The organism is Sphingopyxis sp. BSNA05 (assembly GCF_013265645.1).
GTDB lineage: Bacteria > Pseudomonadota > Alphaproteobacteria > Sphingomonadales > Sphingomonadaceae > Parasphingorhabdus.
This window is the reverse complement of the sequence record NZ_PYIA01000145.1, coordinates 18,512-36,090: the sequence shown is the minus strand read 5'-3', so window position 1 is coordinate 36,090 and position 17,579 is coordinate 18,512. Positions and strand designations below refer to the sequence as shown.

Below are 17,579 nucleotides of genomic sequence, written 5' to 3'. Positions count from 1 at the left end.
AAAAAGAGGCGTGCGGTTCATATATTCGAACCGCACGCCTTTTTTTACAGCCTTTGATGCGTGACTTAGAACTGACCGCGCAAGGTAATGCCGTAAGTTCTAGGCTCCGCAAGGAATGCCGAATAGGTTTGTTGCGATGCAACGAACGGGGTGTTGAACGCTACCTGTGAATAGTCGACGTTGAACAGATTCTGCGCCCAACCTTCGATGGCCCATTTATCATCTGGTCCACGGATACCGATACGGGCATTCACCAGCGTGAAGCCGTCCTGCTCTTTGCCATAAAGCAAATCCGATCCTGTATTATAATCACTGGTCGTTCTGACGTTGACGTAGAAGAGGCCAGTCAGTCCGCTATTGCCGATCGGCGGGGTGTAGGACAGAGATGCCGTAGCGGTGAGTTCCGGAGCATTGGAGAGGTTGTCACCGGGAAGCAGGCGCAAAGCCGGATCAAGCGCGCTACCGTCGTCACGGCCAACCAGATCATTCTCGTAACTGGTATCCGTATAGGTCAGGCCCATGGTCACATTGACGTGCCGAACCGGATTGATCGATGCTTCCAGTTCGACGCCCTGCGCGACAACGCCATATTTGACATCATCCGCGTCGCAGCTACCCGTCGTGCCGTCTGCATCGGTGTCGGCTCCATTGAGATCCGTGCTGCAGGCGTTGATATTCTGGACAAGGAACACCGAGCCATTGAATGTATTGAGCTGGAAATTGTCAAACTGCTGACGGAAAGCGGCAACGCTCAACGAAAATTCCCGACTGGAATATTTCGCACCAATTTCGAAAGCATCGACCGTTTCCTGATCAAACTGAAGATTGGCAGTGTCCCCGGTCAATGCCGGATTACCCAGCGTCGAGTTGGTTAACGCTGACCGGTCCAGATTGAAACCACCAGCTTTGTAGCCGCGCGAGTAACTGCCATAAATCAGCAGATCGTCGGTCGGTTTATAGGACAGGATCGCAGTCCCCGTAAATTCGCTTTCGCTGCGGCTGTCGGCGAGACTTACCCCGTCAAGTTCAGCGGTCGAATTGCCCTGACAGGATAGTCCGATCAGGCCCGCGGCAAGTGGGGCCACTCCACTGCTGAGCAACGGCGTGAACAAAGCCCGCTGAATCGGGCACATCGTATTGTCATTGGAAAAGGCAGCGTTAAAATCTTTAGTCTCGTTCGTATAGCGCAGCCCAAGGGTCAGATCGAGATTGTCGGTGACATGGAAGATATTATGCGTGAAGAACGCAAAATTCTCGCTCTTCTGATTATAAACATCGAGCACAGTTCCCTTGTCGTTAATCTGCGCCAGATTATCCAGACCAGCGAAAATCAGCGGCGTGGCAGCACCAAAGGCGCCGGCACCTCCATTTGCAGCGAGCAGGGCTGCCCTGCCACCAGCACTCAGACAACCCGTACTGGTCGGTGACGCCAATGCAGGATTAACGGCGTTGACGACGCGGCATGGTGCAAACGCTCCATATTGCGTGCCGAAGCGAAGATTATCCCGCGTTTCAAGCTTCTCGTTCGCGTAGAAACCACCGATGAGCCAATCGAGCTTGTCATCGAACATGGAACCCTGCAACCGCAATTCCTGTGTAAAGGTCTTGAACTCTCGGGCTCCGGCATTTTCATTCGGTTCGCGATAGAGAATGTCTACTTGCGTGTAATCGGTATCAGAAGCCTGGAAATTGGAATATTCCCGATATCCTGTGATCGACGTGAGGTTCAGGTTGCCCAATTCTGCGTTTATTTCGACTGAAGCACCGAAATCCTCGGTCTCGCCGGCGTAGGAGCGACCTGGCGTCACATAAATGTCCCGATTGAATGTGCTTTGGGTCAGAGCGTTGCTGTTTTGACCCAAGGCAAGCAGCACCGGAATGATCGGGTTGGCCGGGTCGGTCAGCGCCGGTGCACCGGGTTGTGGAAGAGCGAAGGGATCTAGTCCCGGGCTCACCCGCGCCTGCTGTGCAAATTCAGGCTGGACAAAAGTTGCTGCACAACAGGATTCATCTTTCTTCGAATAGTCACCTACTACACGGACACTCAAAGTATCGCTCGGCTCAAACAAAAGCTGGCCACGCACGAGATAGCGGTCCTTGTTGTTGACATCGGTTCCGTTAACAACGTCGGTATAAAAGCCGTCCCGCTTGAGATAGACTCCGTCAATACGCGCAGCGATTGTCTCGCTCAGCGGACCGGTGAGCCCCCCTTCCAGACGAATCTGGTCAAAATTGCCATAAGTCGCTGCGGCGTAGCCGGATAGCGTAAATTCTGGTGCAGCGGTTGTGATGTTGATCATCCCGGCCGACGAATTTCGTCCACCCAATGTCCCTTGTGGTCCTCGCAGAACCTCGACCCGTTCGATCGGTCCCAGCTCACTGAGCGCATTACCGCTCCGCGAACGGTACACGCCATCGATGAACACGGCGACGGAACTTTCAAGCCCGGGATTGTCGCCCACTGTACCGATACCGCGTATACGGGCCGATCCGTTGGCCTCGTTGCCGGTCGATGATACCAGCAACGACGGTGCAAGCTGATTGAGTTCGCGAATGTCGGTGGCGCCGCTTTGCTGCAATTGCTCTGCCCCGATAGCTGAAACGGCGATCGGCACATCGGATAAAACCTGTGCCCGACCCTGTGCGGTGACCACGATCACATTGTCATCGTAATTGCCTACATTACTTCCGCCAGCCTGGTCGTCAGTCTCGGGTTGCGTCTGTGCGTAAACCGGGGCGGTTGCAATTGCCGCAAATGCGAACGCACATACAGATAGATTCAACGCTAGCTTCATGACATCTCTCCTGAAATTATTTTTTTATACTATTGCTTATGATAGCTTGATGGTTGGCATTTCATAGCCAAATCGGAGAGCGTTGCGTCAAATTTTCAACAACTGTTGCTTTATTGTCGTTTTAGCGTCCCACGTGTTAGAAAGGAACTGCCGGGCAACGCTTGCACAGATTGATCGACCCCCTGCTCGAAACCAGCACCGGCAAAAAAGATAATTCTGCAGCATGTTAGCGCCGCGCGGAAATATGACCGTCTGGGTCAGCAGCGCACCGGTTAGCGGCCTTGTATCAGGCCACAATCAGTCCTGGTTGACCGGCCTGCGCGACCGCAATGCCTGCGCCAACGTGCCCTCGTCCAGATAATCCAGCTCGCCGCCAACGGGAATGCCGTGCGATAGCTGGCTCAGCCTAATCGGGTAATTTTCCAGCCGCTCGGCGATATAATGGGCGGTTGTCTGCCCTTCCAGCGTCGCGTTCATCGCCAGCACCACTTCGTCAATACCGCCCGCCTCAACCCGGCGGATCAGCGTGTCGATACCGATATCTTCCGGGCGGACGCCGTCGAGCGCCGACAATTTGCCGCCCAGCACATGGAATTTGCCAGGAAACAGCCGCGATTTGTCCAGCGCCCAGAGATCCGAAACTTCTTCTACCACGCACAGGGATTTTTCGTCGCGGCGGGGGTCGCTGCATATCTGGCAGGGATCCTGCGTATCGACATTGCCGCAAATCCCGCAAGTCACGAGCCGCTCGTCTACGCGTTCCATCGCCGCCAATATCGGCTTCATCGCCGTTTCCGGACGCTTGAGCAGATAGAGCACAGCCCGGCGCGCCGAACGTGGCCCCAGGCCGGGGAGCTTGGCGAGGGCCTGAACCAGATTTTCGATCTCTTGCGATGCCATGGCTTAGTCATTAGGAGCAGCCGCACAACCCTGCCAAGCAGAAAATGCTTGTCCAGCAACGCCGCGAGCAGATCTCGTCGCGGTCAAGCCGGAAGCGGATCACTTATTTGAAAGACAGTCTATGACGCCCGGCAACACATCCCTTCGCATCGCCTTCATGGGGACCCCAGATTTTGCTGTACCGGCGCTGCAAGCGTTGCACGAAGCGGGTCACGAAATTGCCGCCGTCTACTCGCAGCCACCCCGGCGGGCCGGACGGGGCAAGAAGCTGTCCCCCTCACCAGTGCAGCGCATGGCGGAGGAACTGGGAATCGAAGTCCGCACCCCGGTGTCGCTGAAAAGCGAAGAAGAACAGGCCGCCTTTGCCGCGCTTGACCTGGATGTCGCGGTTGTCGCCGCTTATGGCCTGATCCTGCCGCAGGCGATACTGGACGCGCCGAAAATGGGTTGTCTAAATATCCACGGCTCCTTGCTTCCCCGCTGGCGCGGCGCGGCACCGGTGCAGCGGTCGATATTGGCGGGTGACACCGAAACCGGAATCACCATCATGCAGATGGAAGCCGGGCTGGACACCGGACCGATGCTCCTGAAATCGACCACGCCGGTGGACGGGAAGACCGCTGGCGAGCTGACCGAAGAACTCGCCGAGACGGGTGCAACGCTGATGGTGCAATATCTGGCGGCTCCATCCGACTACCCCGCCGAAGTGCAGGACGACGCATTGGCAACCTATGCGAAGAAAATCGAAAAGCAGGAAGCGCGTCTGGATTTCGCCCGGTCCGCCGATCAGGTCGAGCGCCAGATCAGGGCGTTCAATCCCCACCCGGGCGCTTTTTTCGAATATCAGGAAGCCCGCTACCGGATATTGAAGGCAAAAGTCAGCGACGCTGCAGGCGTCGCGGGCACGACTCTGGACGACCATCTGCTGATCGGCTGCGGCAGCGGAGCGATCCAGCCGGAAGTCATCCAGAAAGCGGGCAAACCGGCGATGGACCTCAAGGCCTTTCTCAACGGTACGAAAATCCCGAAGGGGACCAAATTGCAATGACCCGCTTCGCGATCACTCTGGAATATGATGGCCGCCCGTTCATGGGCTGGCAGCATCAGGATCACGGCCCGAGCGTCCAGCAGGCGGTCGAACAGGCGATCCACAAGATCACCGGTCAGGACGTGCGTGTTTTTGCAGCCGGCAGAACCGACGCCGGCGTCCACGCCATAGCGATGCGCGCGCATTTTGATCTCGAGACGAAATTGACTCCCTTCCGGTTGAGCGAGGGCATCAACGCCGAATTGCGCCCCAACCCCGTTGCGGTGCTGGCCTGCGACATTGTCGACGAGGAATGGCACGCGCGCTTTGCCTGCGAGGGTCGGCGCTATCTCTACAAGATCACCAACCGCCGCGCGCCCTGACCTTTGATCGCGGCCTGAGCTGGCAGATTGCACCCAGCCTCGACGCTGAAGCAATGCACAATGCGGCGCAGGCGCTGACCGGCCAGCACGACTTCACCACATTCCGCTCGGTCCATTGCCAGGCGCAAAGCCCGGTCAAGACGCTCGACAGCATATCGGTCAGCCGCTTCGGCGAGGAAATTGAAGTCGAGGTCGCCGCCCGCTCCTTCCTGCATCACCAGGTTCGCTCGATCGTCGGGTGCCTGAAACTGGTCGGCACCGGCAAATGGACGAAAGTGGACCTGAAAAACGCGCTGAAAGCGAGAGACCGCAATGCGCTCGGCTTCAACGCCCCGCCGGACGGTCTCTATTTTGTCGAAGCCATCTATCCGGAATAGCTGTTCACCGGCGAAGGCCGGTGGCCAGAAAATTGGTGCACTATCGGCTGGACCCCGGCCTTCGCCGGGGAACTAGAGTCCAAACAACCGCGACAGCGACTTGTCGAGCATCAGCAGCTGCCACAGCAATCGGCTGTTATCGGAACGTCCGGCGATATGGTCATCCGCGACCTTGCGCATGGCCTTGCTATCAAACCACCCGGTCCGCGCCAGATTGCCGCCGCTGGCGATGTCCCGGGCGGTGTCGGCAAGCGGTCCGCGGAACCATTGTGCGATCGGCGTCACGAAACCCATTTTCGGACGGTAGAGAATGTCATCGGGGAGATATTGTTCCATCGCCTTTTTGAGGAGATATTTGCCCTGCCCCCTGTGCACCCGCAAACCGGTCGGCAGTTTTGCCGCGAACTCCATCAGCTTGTAGTCAAGCAGGGGTTCGCGCGCTTCCAGACCGACGGCCATGCTGGTCCGGTCGACCTTGGTCAATATGTCGCCCGGCAGCCACATTTTCATATCGGCATATTGCGCCTGATCGAGGCCATTGCGCGCCGGCGCATTGTCCATCAGGTCGATCATCCGCTGCTCGGCCTGATAGTCGCCAAGATCGCTGCGCATGCGGTCGGAATAGATGTGCCGGCGTCCCGATGGCGTGGTCACGCCAACCGCCTCGGCATAGCCTTCCGGCCCGGTCCGGGCCAGCGAGAGCAAAGTCGACTTGGCGCGAAACGGACGTGGTGCCCAGTCGGCCTTGGGATAGACAGAGCCCAGCCAGCCGAAGGCCGGCCCACGGAAGGATTGAGGCAACAGCCCCCTCACCCGTTCTTCGGCATGGTGAAACACATGGCGGCGATAGCCTGCCATTGCCTCGTCAGCACCATCTCCGGACAGCGCGACGGTCACGGTCTCGCGGGCGAGCTCGGCCACCCGGTACGTCGGCAAGGCAGAGGCATCGGCAAAGGGTTCGTCAAAATGGTCGGCGAGCGTATCGATCAGGCCGAAATCATCCGCCGCCACAATGCGTTTGCGATGATCGGTCCGAAACCGTTCCGCGACTTGCCGGGCATAGCCGGTCTCGTCGAGCGAATGCTGGTCGAAACCGATCGAACAGGTCTTGACCGGCCGCCGGCTGTGCTCCGCCATCAGCGCGACCACCGCGCTGCTGTCGACCCCACCGGACAGAAAGGCGCCCAGCGGCACATCCGCGACCATCCGCGAGCCTACGGCCTGTTTGAGCAGGTCGACCAACTCCTCTTCCAAAGCACCAGCAGAAGCCTTGTGGCGCTGGCTGAAATCCATATCCCAATATTGCACCGGTGCGGGTTCCGGCTTGCCCTGCTCGAGCAGCAGATAATGGCCGGCCGCCAGCTTCTTCACGCCCCTGAGCAGCGATGTCTGGTCCGGGACATAGCCAAAAGCGAGATAGTCATCGACCGCCCGCAAATTGGGTTCCCGCCGCAGCAAGGGGTTGGCGAGCAAAGCTTTCAGTTCCGAACCGAACAATATGCTGCCGTCAGAAACCCGCGCGTAGAACAGCGGCTTCACGCCCAGCCGGTCGCGGGCCAGAAACAATTGGCGGCTGCGCTGGTCGTAGAGCGCGAAGACAAACATGCCGTTCAGCCGCTTCAGGCACTCCACGCCCCATTGCCGCCAGGCATAGAGAATGACTTCGCTGTCGCTACTGGTCGCAAACTGGTGGCCCAGCCCCTCCAGCTCGGCCCGAACCTCGCGGAAGTTGTATATCTCGCCGTTGAAACTGAGTACCTGCGCTTCGTCGGCCGTCAGCATCGGCTGCGCGCCGCCTTCCAGATCGATGATCGAAAGTCGGCGATGCCCAAGCCCGACACCCGGGGCGGTCCAGATGCCCGATCCGTCCGGCCCGCGGTGCGACAGGCTGTCGGTCATCTTGCGCAGACGATCGGGATCGACGGGCTTGGCCGTCTCCAAATGAAATATACCTGCTATGCCACACATAGGTGCGCCCTAGCGCAGGCCCGCCATCGCGTCAGCCAATTTGTCGACCGGGCCGAGATCAGAGAGAAAGGCGTCGATCGCAATCCGGGGCGATTCTTCGCGCCTCGTCTCCGACGACACCAGAATTGCCACGGCCTGTTGCGGACCGCCAAGCAGCCTGCTCTTCAGCGTTTCGAGCTTCACCACCGAGCCGCTGCCGGTGAGCTTGCCGCCGATGCGATAGAAACTGACGACATCGCGCACCACCGGTCCGGGCGCGATCAGTTCGACCGCAGACCCGCCGGCCGGTGCTTCGAGCGCGCGGTTGCGGGACCATTCGGTTTCCGGAACCAGTGCGCCCTGCCCGTAACCGACGATCTCGCGTCCTTCTTCCTGACGGTCGTAAACGGCGATAGCGAGATCGGCCTCCATGCCCGTCACAGGGTTCCGGTAGCGCCCGAGCAGCTGATGGCTGGCACCGGCAAAACGGGGTTGCCAGGGGTAAAGTGGCTGATAATCCACCCGCTCCCAACCGGCGACGTCCGGCAGGGCAATCCTGTCGGGGACGGTCGACTCCTGAGCCGCGAGTACCGATATCCACAGTACCGGCGTCAAAAGGATAGCCGCCATCACGGCCATGATCTTCACCGGATGCTGCCGGCCCGACCGGATGGACTGCCGACGAGCCAAAGCGTCTCCATCAATCATCGCATCGTCGATCTTCCGGTCGAAAAAGGGCCAGCCGATCGCCATCAGCACGATCAGGACAAAGGCGAAAAAGAACCAGCCGTAGAAAATATGATCAAAGCCGACCGCGAAATCGAGCGATGTATGATGCGCGATATAGATGGTGCCGAAAGCACGGACACCATTGGCGAGGATCGGCACGATGACCGCGGCGATCATGAACAATATCCGCCGGTTCCAACTCTGGAAGCAGACATTACCGACCAGCGCGCCATAAGCGAACATCGCGATCAGGAACTTGATGCCCGAACAGGCCTCGGCCACCTCGAAATAGCCGGTCGGCGTCGATATGAAAATCCCGTCAATGAAGGCCGGGATATCGGCCCAGGCGAGAAACAGCATCGACAATTTGGCGGTCACCATTTGCAGAAAAGGTACAAATTCCTCGCCGAACGGGACCAGAAAAAACTGAAAGCCAGCGGGAATGTGAGGCCGCGGGCGACAGCGGGTCCGAGCAAGGTGATTACCGCGCCGTGCAGCATCATCAGCAGCCCGAGATGGCGGGCAAGGGAAACGCCGGCAGCCTCTCCGATCAGCCATCCCGAAGCGGCAATTCCGGTCAGCAAAAGTCCTGGCGGCCAGATTTCCGGCACGAGCTTGGCCAGTTCTTCTCGACGTTGCTGCACCAGCCAGTAGAGGATCGGCACGATCAGCAGACAATGATTATAGGTGGAGACAGACCACCATGTCCGGACCATGTCCGCGCCGTCACGCCAGAAAAAGGCCAATATTGCCAAGCTGGCAAGCGCCAGTAATTTCAGGTGCGTCGACCAAAGCGATGCAGGAATAGCAGGCTGTTTGTTGCTCTGGATATGATCGGCAGTTGCGCTCGTCATGCTGCAGCCTCGGCAACCGCAGATACGGGCAGACCGCACAAGGCGGGCAGATCTGCAAGCTGCGTCTCCCACGAATATTGCGCATGAATAAGCCGTTTCGCCCGCTCGCCAAGCTTCGCTGCCTGCTCAGGGTTTTGCAGCAACTGGCACACCAGTCGCGCCTCGTCGTCCGCAGACGCAGCGATCAGGAAATGCTCGCCGTCGATCGCGTCAATGCCCTCTGCCGCGCAATCGGACACGACCACCGGTCTGCCCATCGCCATCGCCTCGAGCACCTTGTTCTGGATACCGCGAGCAATCCGCAGCGGCGCGACGACAACATCGGCAGCCACGATCCAGTTGCGGATGTCCTCGACCGCGCCGATCACAAGCGTGCCATTCCTGCCGTCAAGCTGCCTGACCTTCTCGGTCGGCGCCCGGCCGGCGATGGCAAAGCGCGCGTCCGGAAAACGTGCGAGGATTGTCGGCATGACCTGCGTGCTGAAGCTGTGCACCGCCTGAACATTGGTTGATAATCCATCTGGCCGGTGAACAGGATCATCGGTCCGCTTTGTTCCAGCCCCTCTGGCTGCACGTCCGTTGCGCCGTAAAATTCCAGGTCGATCCCGTTGCCCACGGCCTTCACCCGGTCCCCGGCCAGGCCCGAGCGCTGACGAAACAAACCCGCCTCCGCTTCGCTGACAAACAGGCTGTGATCGGCCCGTTCGGCAACATCTTTTTCGAAGGTCCGCAACAACCGGCCCTCCCGGCGATTGATCCAGGCCATCGGCCCCGTGCCTTCCTTGGCATAGCTTTCGAATTTGGCGCTATCGACATCACCGAAATCCATCACCACGCAACCGTCAAACACTACCGGAATATATTGTGCCATCTGGCCGGAAAATATGAAGATGCAGTCTATCGGGCGTGTGGCAATGACGTCCGCAACATAGGCGCGGATTGCGGCGCTGGCGAAACAGGTCAGCGACACCGGCTGTCCGGAAAATATGGCTTCGATCCCGCCGGCCCATCTCGCTTTCGTCCGCAGGACAATCTCGCAGGAAGCAAGCTCCGCCTTGCGCGCCCAGCCGGTCTGCGCCTCGGCTTCGTCTTCGGCAAAACAGGCCACATGCACGGGGGCGCAGTCCATCAGCCTTTGCAGGAAATGGTGCGAGCGGATCTTGTCGCCCCGGTTCGGTGGCCAGGGGACGCGATGCGTCAGGAACAATATCTCACCCATCAGCCGAGGCCTTTGGCTATCAAGGGTCCGACACGGTTGGCGATGGGCAACGGCAGGCGTTGCCACAGCGCCACCTGCATCCGGTATTTCGGGCTCATCGGATTGACATCGCGCGCATCCTCACCATCGGCTGTGCGCGTTGCATAGGAAAGCGGTTGCGGTTCGAATCCCCAGTTCTTCTTGAAGGAAAAAGCACCCGTTCCATATTTGGATCGGCCGAAATCAAACGAAGTACATCCCCGCTTGCGGGCATGGTTCATCAGTTCATAATACATGATGTCATTGGCGCGAAAGCGTCGCGCGTCCCATGTGCCGCCGCCCCAGTAAGGCATTACCGTCTGGTGATGATAGAGACTGAGAACGCTGGCGACCGGCACATCATCGCTGAGCACGGTCAGGATATCGGCATCCTCGCCGAAAGCGTCGAGGACTTCGTCGAACAGCGCTTTCGGGAATACCGGTGTTCCCAGATTACGGACGCTTTCGGCATAGACGGCATAATGATCCGCCCGGTCTTCCTGCGTCGTCCCGATGCGCACCGTCAAACCGTTTTTCAGACCCTTGCGGACTTCAGCGCGCTGTTTGCGCGGAATGGCGAGCAATTGGCTTTCCGCATCGTCCGCCAGTTCGGTGACAAAACCGGCGTAGACATCCTGCTTGCACTGCCATTGTCCATCGGGCACCGGCCCGCCGCGCAATTCGACGGTGGGAAAGCTGTTGCTCTCGGCAAAGCGCCACGCTTCGTTGGCGAGCAACTGGATTGCCTGATCATTGTCGGAGAGAATACCGCCGCCCACGGCAAAACCGGAAGAAACCAGTGCCCTGCCAAACAGGGGCGAATGGATCAGGTTCAGCGGCAGAATTCCTTGCAATTGTCCTTTGTGATCTTCAGCCAGAAGGTATCGCCACTCGTGACCGCAGCCCTTGCCGACCGACAATACCCATGCCGGGCGATGAAAGGATGTGCCTAGCGGCGAAGCATCCACGAACGATTCAATCCGGGCCAGTTCACCGGCATCGGCTTGCGCGAGAATACGGACCGTCAAGGACTCCGGCTTGATTGCCATATGCATCACATCAGCCCCGCTTCCAGCGCCGCCAGTTCGTCCACTCTGCCCCAGCGGAAATCTTGCCCGGCCCGCTGCAGCTTGGCACGCATCGCTGCCAAATTGGTATAATGGCGTAGCCGGGATCGAAGCGGCGCATTGGCAACCCGCGGCTGATCAGGTCGATCTCCCACGGGTGAAAGTAAAAATCGCGCCATGTCCGTCATCGCGCTGCATCTTCCTGATCGAGCGCTCATATAAGGCATAAGGCAAAAGCCGGAAAAAGCCGCCTCCGCCAGCGGCGAACGTACGGTTACCGAGCTTGACCGTGGTCACCGGCAATTCGATGAAATCGGACTGCTCGACGGGCTTCCAGGCAAAGCGCGGCGACCCTGCCCAGCCATAATGATCATGACGGATCGGCGCGACACTGGAGGAATAGGCATAGCCTTCTTCGGCCAATATCTTGTGCGCCCACGGGGTCCGCTGATCGATGGAAAAACTGGGAGCCCGATAGCCGATGACCTGCTGGCCGGACGTATCCTCGATTATCTTGCGGCTGCGGTCCAGATCGGTCCGGAACTGTTCGGGCGACAGGGTGAACACGCGGGCATGGTCATAGCCGTGATTGGCGATTTCATGACCGGCGTCGGCTATCCGCCGCATGAGGGCCGGATAGCGCTCCGCGACCCACCCCAATATAAAAAAGGTCGCCTTGATGCCTGCTTCTTCGAACAGGGCCAGCACCTCATTGGTGTTATGTTCTACCCGATGCTCGAGCTGATCCCAATCGGCACGATCGATGACCGTTTCGAAGGCTCCCACCTGAAACCAGTCCTCGATATCGACCGACATGGCGTTGAGCAAAGCATCCGCTTTTCTCGCCCTGGCGAAAGGTTCAGGCCGCGCGTCCCGCATTGACATAGCTTTCCTTGCTCCGGACATCGCTCTCGACCCATTGCACAAGCAACGTCAAGACGCGGTGCAGATTTTCTTCTTGGTCGTTCATGCGCGTTTCCATCCGCGACAGACGCTTTGCCATGATATCGATCTGCTGTGCCATCGCCTTGTCGGAGGCTGCCGGAGCCACAGCCGGTTCGGCGGGCTTCGCTTGGGATGCAATCCGCGTTCCGGCAGCCTGTGCGGCCGATTCCGGCGGCGCTTGCGGAGGACGAAGGTTGACCACTTCATGCTCCGTCGCGGACGCCGGTTCGGGCGCGGGAACGGGGCCGGCGCGCTGACAGGTGCATCTGTACTCGCAGTCTGGGCCTTCTTGGGCTTTTCCCACAAAGGGTTCTTGGGCTCGGCAGTTGCTGTCGGCGGAGCGGCAATTTCCACATCTTCGCCATTCAGATCGGCAATCACCCGTTCGACCATCGGCTGGTCGATCATCTCGGCATGCTCGATCGCCCCCATCAGCAATATCCGGCTCATCAAGGCGTTGATCTTGCGGGGCACGCCATCGGTTTCGGAGTAAAGCAGCCGAAATACGCTGGATGTGATTTTCGGGCGTCCCGACCAACCGCTTTTGGACAAGCGATGCGTGACATAAGGTTCGATCTCTTCTGCATCCATCGGTTCAAGATGGTGGTGCGCGATGACCCGCTGCCGCAATTGCTCCAGCTGGTTGGAGTTCTGCAACATATCGCGAAATTCCGGCTGGCCGAGCAGAAATATCTGCAGCAACGCTTGCCCGCCAAGCTGGAAATTGGACAGCATCCGCAATTCCTCCAGCGCGCCCGCCGGAAGATTTTGCGATTCGTCCACGATCAGCAGACAGCGCCGCCCCGCCCGCGCTTCGGCGTGCAGAAACTCTTCAAAGGCGCTGAGCAACTGCGCCTTGTCCATATGGTCTGTGTTGATATCGAAATGGTTGGCAGCAACGCGCACAATATCTTCGCTGTCCAGCTTCGTGGTCACGATATTGGCGGCGGTCAGACGCGCCTTGTCGATTGTCGCCATCAGATGGCTGACCAACGTGGTCTTGCCCGCGCCGACGTCTCCCGTGATGACGATGAAGCCTTCACCCTGTGCCAGGCCATAGCCAAGATAGGACAATGCCTTGCGGTGCGTCAGGCTTTCGAAATAGAAATGCGGATCCGGGGTCAGCTGAAAGGGCCGGCCATTCAATCCATAAAATGTATCATACATGCGCGTATCTCCGGTCAACGGCGGTGAAGAAGCCGTTAAAAATCATATCTCAGTCCCAGCAGAGCGGAAGCGGTAAGCTCGCTGTCGAAACCATCTTGCTGGAAACTGTCCAGACCAACCGCCGCCGTGCCCTGCAATCGGGGCAATATCTGGCGATAATAAGCTGCGTTGGCGCCGACCCCAGAACATTGGGTGCATTGGCAAAGCCGCTGTCCAGAAGATTGGCGTAAACATTGGCATCGAAGCTGGAATAGGCATCGAGTTCGCGGCCGATGGTCAGGTTGGCGTAATAATTCTGGTCGACGAGTCCATCGACCGCGGAAACCGAACCGAGTTGCGAGGCAAAGAAGCGCCGACGCGCATAGCCCACGCCCAAGCCGGTATTCCATCCGCCATGACTATAGGTAAGCTGCCCGTTGACGCCCCGCGCGCGGAACGAGGAAGATGCGGCTGATTGCAGGACATCGTTGAAACACAGGCTGCTCGTCTGACCGAAGGCACAGCCGTTCAATTCCCCGCTAAGGGGATTGCGAGTGGTGGAAAAGCCGGTGCCCAGATTGGCGAGATTGTCGTTGAGCAAATTCCCGAAGCCCGACACCGTGTCGTAGACGGAAATATTCAGCGCTGTGTTCTGGTTCGGCTGATAGGCGAAGTTGCCATAATAGGTTTCGCTACCATAGCGTTGACCGACCCGCGCCTCGAGCGAGGTACGGCGACTTGGCCGCCAGAGCACACCGGCATCCCAGTATATACCGTCCTGATCGTAGGACAGCAATCGGGGCGAGCTTTTGTCGGTGACAAAGCGGCCGTCGTCGCCGATGATCGGAACACCGTCGGTGTCGCGCAACGCATCCCGTTCCGAAATCTCGATATCCTCATAGCCAACGCCGCCAACCAGAGCCATGGTCGACGAAACCGGCACGGTTACGTCGGCACGGACCTGCTTTCCGTCGAACCGCTGATCCAGCTGGCTGCCATCTTCGCGTTGCCAGCCTGCACCGACGGTCCAGCCGAAAGGCAAATCACCGGGTTGCATGCCGACGCTGGCGCTCGCCGAATGGCTGACGCTATCATCGAATACGTCGATGGGAGCCTGTCCCGGTGGCAGGATTCCAGCAGATTCATTCTCTACCTTGGTATAGCCGATGCGGTAACCGGCATTCACATCCAGGGCGCCCACCCGGGTTGCGAGACTCGGACCGGCATAAACGGAATAGACCTGCGTCACATTGTCGATATTGCCGACCGTATTGGATGGTGCCTCACCGCGCAGATCGACCCGGCTGCGGGCCGCGATTCCACCGGCTTCCAGGGCCAGAAGATTGGGAACAATCTGCACGCTGCCGCGGGCCAGACCGGTGATGATATCCTCGTCACCCAGATTGTCCTGATAGAAGAACCTCCGCTCATAGCGGACGTTCAACTGGGCTTCGGCATTGCGCGTCTGAAGCGACGTATCGACACCGGCGGCGACCGACGTATAGGTCAGAACATCGCTGCCGTCCTTTAGATCTGCCACCAATATTTGCTGGATTTCCAGATAGGGTGCCACGTCAGCCTGGCGCTCGCGTGCCTCGACGGCGGGTGCGGCCAGTCCCAGTAGCGGCAAAATTGCCGCCCCGTATTTCAGGACATTTCTGGTCATATGCGCGGTCATGGCTTACTCTCCATATCCATAATAGGATCCAAAGCGCCTGCCCGTCGGCGAGAATTTCGTGCCGTTCAGGAGAAGCTGGATATGATCACAGCCGCCCAGTAAACTCAGCGCATCGCGCAGGGCGGTTTCGGTTGTTTCATCGGCTTTGACCACCATCAGTACCTGACCGACATGCATGGCCAGAACCGAGGCCGGTGATGCCGACAGGGCCGGTGGCGAGTCGAAAATCACAATGCGGTTGGGATTGTTCTGGGTCAGGCGGTTGAGCACCTGTTCGGTCCGCGAGGACGCCAGATATTCGGTATCGGCATTGGTCTGGTCACCGGCCGGCAGGATTGCCAGCCCGGGAATATCCGTATGAATGATGCAGTCTTCCACAGGCAATTGCGGGTCGGCAAGCGCATCCATCAAGCCCTTGCTTCCCTCCAGACCAAGGCTGGACAATATGCTCGGTTTTGCAAAATCCGCATCAACCAACAGGACTTCATTGTCTTTTTCCGCCGCGATCGAGAGCGCCAGGTTCAGTGCACAGAATGTCTTGCCTTCATTCGGGTGCGCCGAGCAGATCAATATCCGCTCGCCCCGCGGCAAAGGGGCCATTTTCTGGCTGCCTTTCGCGGCGAGCAGCAATTGGCGCTTTATGATCCGGAACTCTTCGGAAATGCCGGTTACCGGGCCGTCCGGAACGATGAATCCGGCGTCTCGCAACTTGTCCCGGTCGACAATGACGGTTGGTCCTTCATAGGCCTCTACCGGCCTCTGACGAACAGGTGTGACCTGCCGGGAAAGCGTCTCGGGCTGCGCGGATTTCGACGGGAGCTCCCGTTGTTCGCCCGTCCGGACTGCGGGAATATAGTCGTAGATTTCCCCTGCCCTTTCGAGCAACGAACCGGTCTTTTTGGGAGGATTATATTCGTTCATATCTGCTCCCTCAGGCCACCATGCCGCGCTGGATAAATTCTACGATCATCAGCATCCCGAACACGCCGAAAAGAGCGCCGCTCGTGCCGAAAATATACGAAGCTTCTTCTTCTGGATCTCGCGCTGGGCGCTGGTCAGAATTTGGGAGACCGAACCGATGACCGGCAGGCCGCTTGCCTTTTCCAGCCGTGCTGCGGTCGGATAGCTGGTTTGCACATGGCCCATCGCAAAGGCAGTGCCGATCCCGCCACCGATCCCGGCAATCAGAACCATAGCCAGCAACAGAGGCCGGTTTGGAGCAGCGGGCGAACGTGGGCTGGACGGCGGATCAATAACGCGGAACTTGAGCGAATCGGTTTCGGATTCGACCTGCCCGCGCAATTTGATCTGCTCCCGGTCTGCAAGCAGTTTGTTATATTGCTCTTTCAGCACCTCGTGGTCCCGGTTGATCCGCGACATTTCTGCAGCGACGCCAGGTTCGAGTGTCTGTTTCGACGCAAGTTGCGCCATGTCCGACTGCAGTGCATTTTTCCGCGCCTGTAATGCCGCGAGGCTGGCTTGGCGTTCTGCGCGCATGCTCTGCAGCGAACTATAGGCCGGATTGGGCGTGCGATAGCCACCACCGCCAGCTGGTTCTTTGGCAACCTGTCCGCGCAGCGCTGCGATTTCATTTTTCATGGAGATGATGTCGGGATGGCTGTCGGTCCAGCCACGAGCGCGAGCGCCAGCGAGATTGGCTTCCATCTGGGCGAGTTGGCCACGGGCACCGCCGCTGCCAATTCCGGGCGTCGCGATCGACGACGGCGTGCCGGCAAGCTGGCCATTGAGCGCCGCCAGAGATCCGGATGCCTGGCTTATCTGGGAGTCAATTTGCGCAAGTTCCGCCCTGGCCGCTTCCATCCGCTGGCTGATCGAACCGATACCGGGCAATAGTCCGAGATTCTCCGTCTCGAACTGGACTCGCTTCTGCTCGACTTCCTGAAGCTCTTTTTCCCGCTGCGCGAGTTGAGCGTCGAGAAATTTGATTGTCTGGCTCGTTTCAGACCGGTCGCCCGACAGATTTTCCTCAACAAAAATGTCGATCATTTTCTGGACAATATCACGCGCCAGCACGGCATTTTCCGCGTCGGAAAAATTGCTGGCCGAGGATCTTGCCGTAATCTCGAACAGATTGTCTTTTTCCGACTTGATCTCGATGCTCTTGCGCAATGTCTCGACCTTGTTGGCCAGTTCACGATCCGTCGCCACTGACTGGTTCAGCGCGGTTCCGCGAACGACTTTTTCGAGATTGATCGTGGAAGCGAGGGTTTCCTGGACCCGCTCCATGTTCTTCTTGCGCTCGCGCGCGTCCACCCCGACCTTGTCGGACAGGATCGACTGCATCTCTACAGAAATGCGTGCCTGCGACTCATAGCTGTTGGGGATCAGCGCGACGACAAGCCAGCCCAGCAGGCAAAGCCCCCAGGCCACAGCCAGTGCAAGCCAGCGTCTGTTCCAGACGCTGTGCACCGCTATTCTAAATTCATCATAAAGGCCGTTCATGTGTCTATTCAATTCCTGTGCAGGGAAGCCA

11 protein-coding genes and 4 pseudogenes are annotated in these 17,579 nt (G+C 58.6%); 2 read left to right on the top strand and 13 right to left on the bottom strand.

Features of this window, described 5'->3' with window-relative positions; translation table 11 throughout:
- Positions 1-65: 65 nt before the first annotated feature.
- Positions 66-2,795, bottom strand: coding sequence for a TonB-dependent receptor (locus tag C8024_RS17090; protein WP_173207367.1), 2,730 nt, complete (start codon positions 2,793-2,795; stop codon positions 66-68).
- A 297-nt stretch (positions 2,796-3,092) separates the two neighbouring features.
- Entirely contained in the window at positions 3,093-3,695 is a 603-nt protein-coding gene (gene recR, locus C8024_RS17085; RefSeq protein ID WP_100094932.1) for a recombination mediator RecR, read from the bottom strand.
- Between the two features lie 121 nt (positions 3,696-3,816).
- On the opposite strand from recR, the gene fmt reads away from it, so the two are divergent.
- Positions 3,817-4,743, top strand: a complete 927-nt coding sequence (fmt, locus tag C8024_RS17080; protein WP_173207364.1) for a methionyl-tRNA formyltransferase — start codon at positions 3,817-3,819, stop codon at positions 4,741-4,743.
- Positions 4,740-5,482 (top strand): annotated as a pseudogene (gene truA / locus C8024_RS17075) (tRNA pseudouridine(38-40) synthase TruA). The gene fmt and the pseudogene truA overlap by 4 nt, the downstream one beginning before the upstream one ends.
- 72 nt (positions 5,483-5,554) lie before the next feature.
- On the opposite strand, the gene C8024_RS17070 reads toward truA, so the two are convergent.
- From C8024_RS17070 to C8024_RS17030, 11 genes and pseudogenes are all read right to left on the bottom strand, one after another.
- Positions 5,555-7,450, bottom strand: a complete 1,896-nt coding sequence (locus C8024_RS17070; protein WP_173207362.1) for an XrtA/PEP-CTERM system amidotransferase — start codon at positions 7,448-7,450, stop codon at positions 5,555-5,557.
- Between the two features lie 9 nt (positions 7,451-7,459).
- Complete coding sequence (locus tag C8024_RS22165; protein ID WP_367947415.1) at positions 7,460-8,137, bottom strand: exosortase C-terminal domain/associated protein EpsI; 678 nt, start codon at positions 8,135-8,137, stop codon at positions 7,460-7,462.
- Positions 8,138-8,215: 78 nt separating this feature from the next.
- Positions 8,216-8,874: pseudogene (gene xrtA, locus C8024_RS22160) on the bottom strand (exosortase A); the annotation flags it as partial.
- 134 nt (positions 8,875-9,008) lie between these two features.
- Complete coding sequence (locus C8024_RS22155; protein ID WP_254306041.1) at positions 9,009-9,482, bottom strand: glycosyltransferase; 474 nt, start codon at positions 9,480-9,482, stop codon at positions 9,009-9,011.
- Positions 9,377-10,231, bottom strand: coding sequence for a glycosyltransferase (locus C8024_RS17060; RefSeq protein ID WP_254306040.1), 855 nt, complete (start codon positions 10,229-10,231; stop codon positions 9,377-9,379). The genes C8024_RS22155 and C8024_RS17060 overlap by 106 nt, the downstream gene beginning before the upstream one ends.
- Positions 10,231-11,298 carry a FemAB family XrtA/PEP-CTERM system-associated protein gene (locus C8024_RS17055; protein WP_173207449.1) on the bottom strand — a complete coding sequence of 356 codons (1,068 nt, stop codon included), beginning with the start codon at positions 11,296-11,298 and terminating at the stop codon, positions 10,231-10,233. Before C8024_RS17055 ends, C8024_RS17060 begins: the two co-directional genes overlap by 1 nt.
- A 5-nt stretch (positions 11,299-11,303) precedes the next feature.
- Positions 11,304-12,132, bottom strand: a pseudogene (locus C8024_RS17050) (XrtA system polysaccharide deacetylase).
- 150 nt (positions 12,133-12,282) lie between these two features.
- A complete protein-coding gene (locus C8024_RS17045) occupies positions 12,283-13,428 on the bottom strand; it encodes an XrtA/PEP-CTERM system-associated ATPase (protein ID WP_367947409.1) in 1,146 nt (381 codons plus the stop codon).
- A 49-nt stretch (positions 13,429-13,477) separates the two neighbouring features.
- On the bottom strand, positions 13,478-15,085 hold the full coding sequence (locus tag C8024_RS17040) for a hypothetical protein (RefSeq protein ID WP_173207359.1): 1,608 nt from the start codon (positions 15,083-15,085) through the stop codon (positions 13,478-13,480).
- A 3-nt stretch (positions 15,086-15,088) separates the two neighbouring features.
- The gene (locus tag C8024_RS17035; RefSeq protein WP_173207356.1) at positions 15,089-16,006 is read right to left on the bottom strand and encodes an AAA family ATPase; all 918 of its coding nucleotides are present in this window, start codon (positions 16,004-16,006) and stop codon (positions 15,089-15,091) included.
- A gap of 10 nt (positions 16,007-16,016) precedes the next feature.
- Positions 16,017-17,548: pseudogene (locus C8024_RS17030) on the bottom strand (XrtA system polysaccharide chain length determinant).
- Positions 17,549-17,579: the final 31 nt, after the last annotated feature.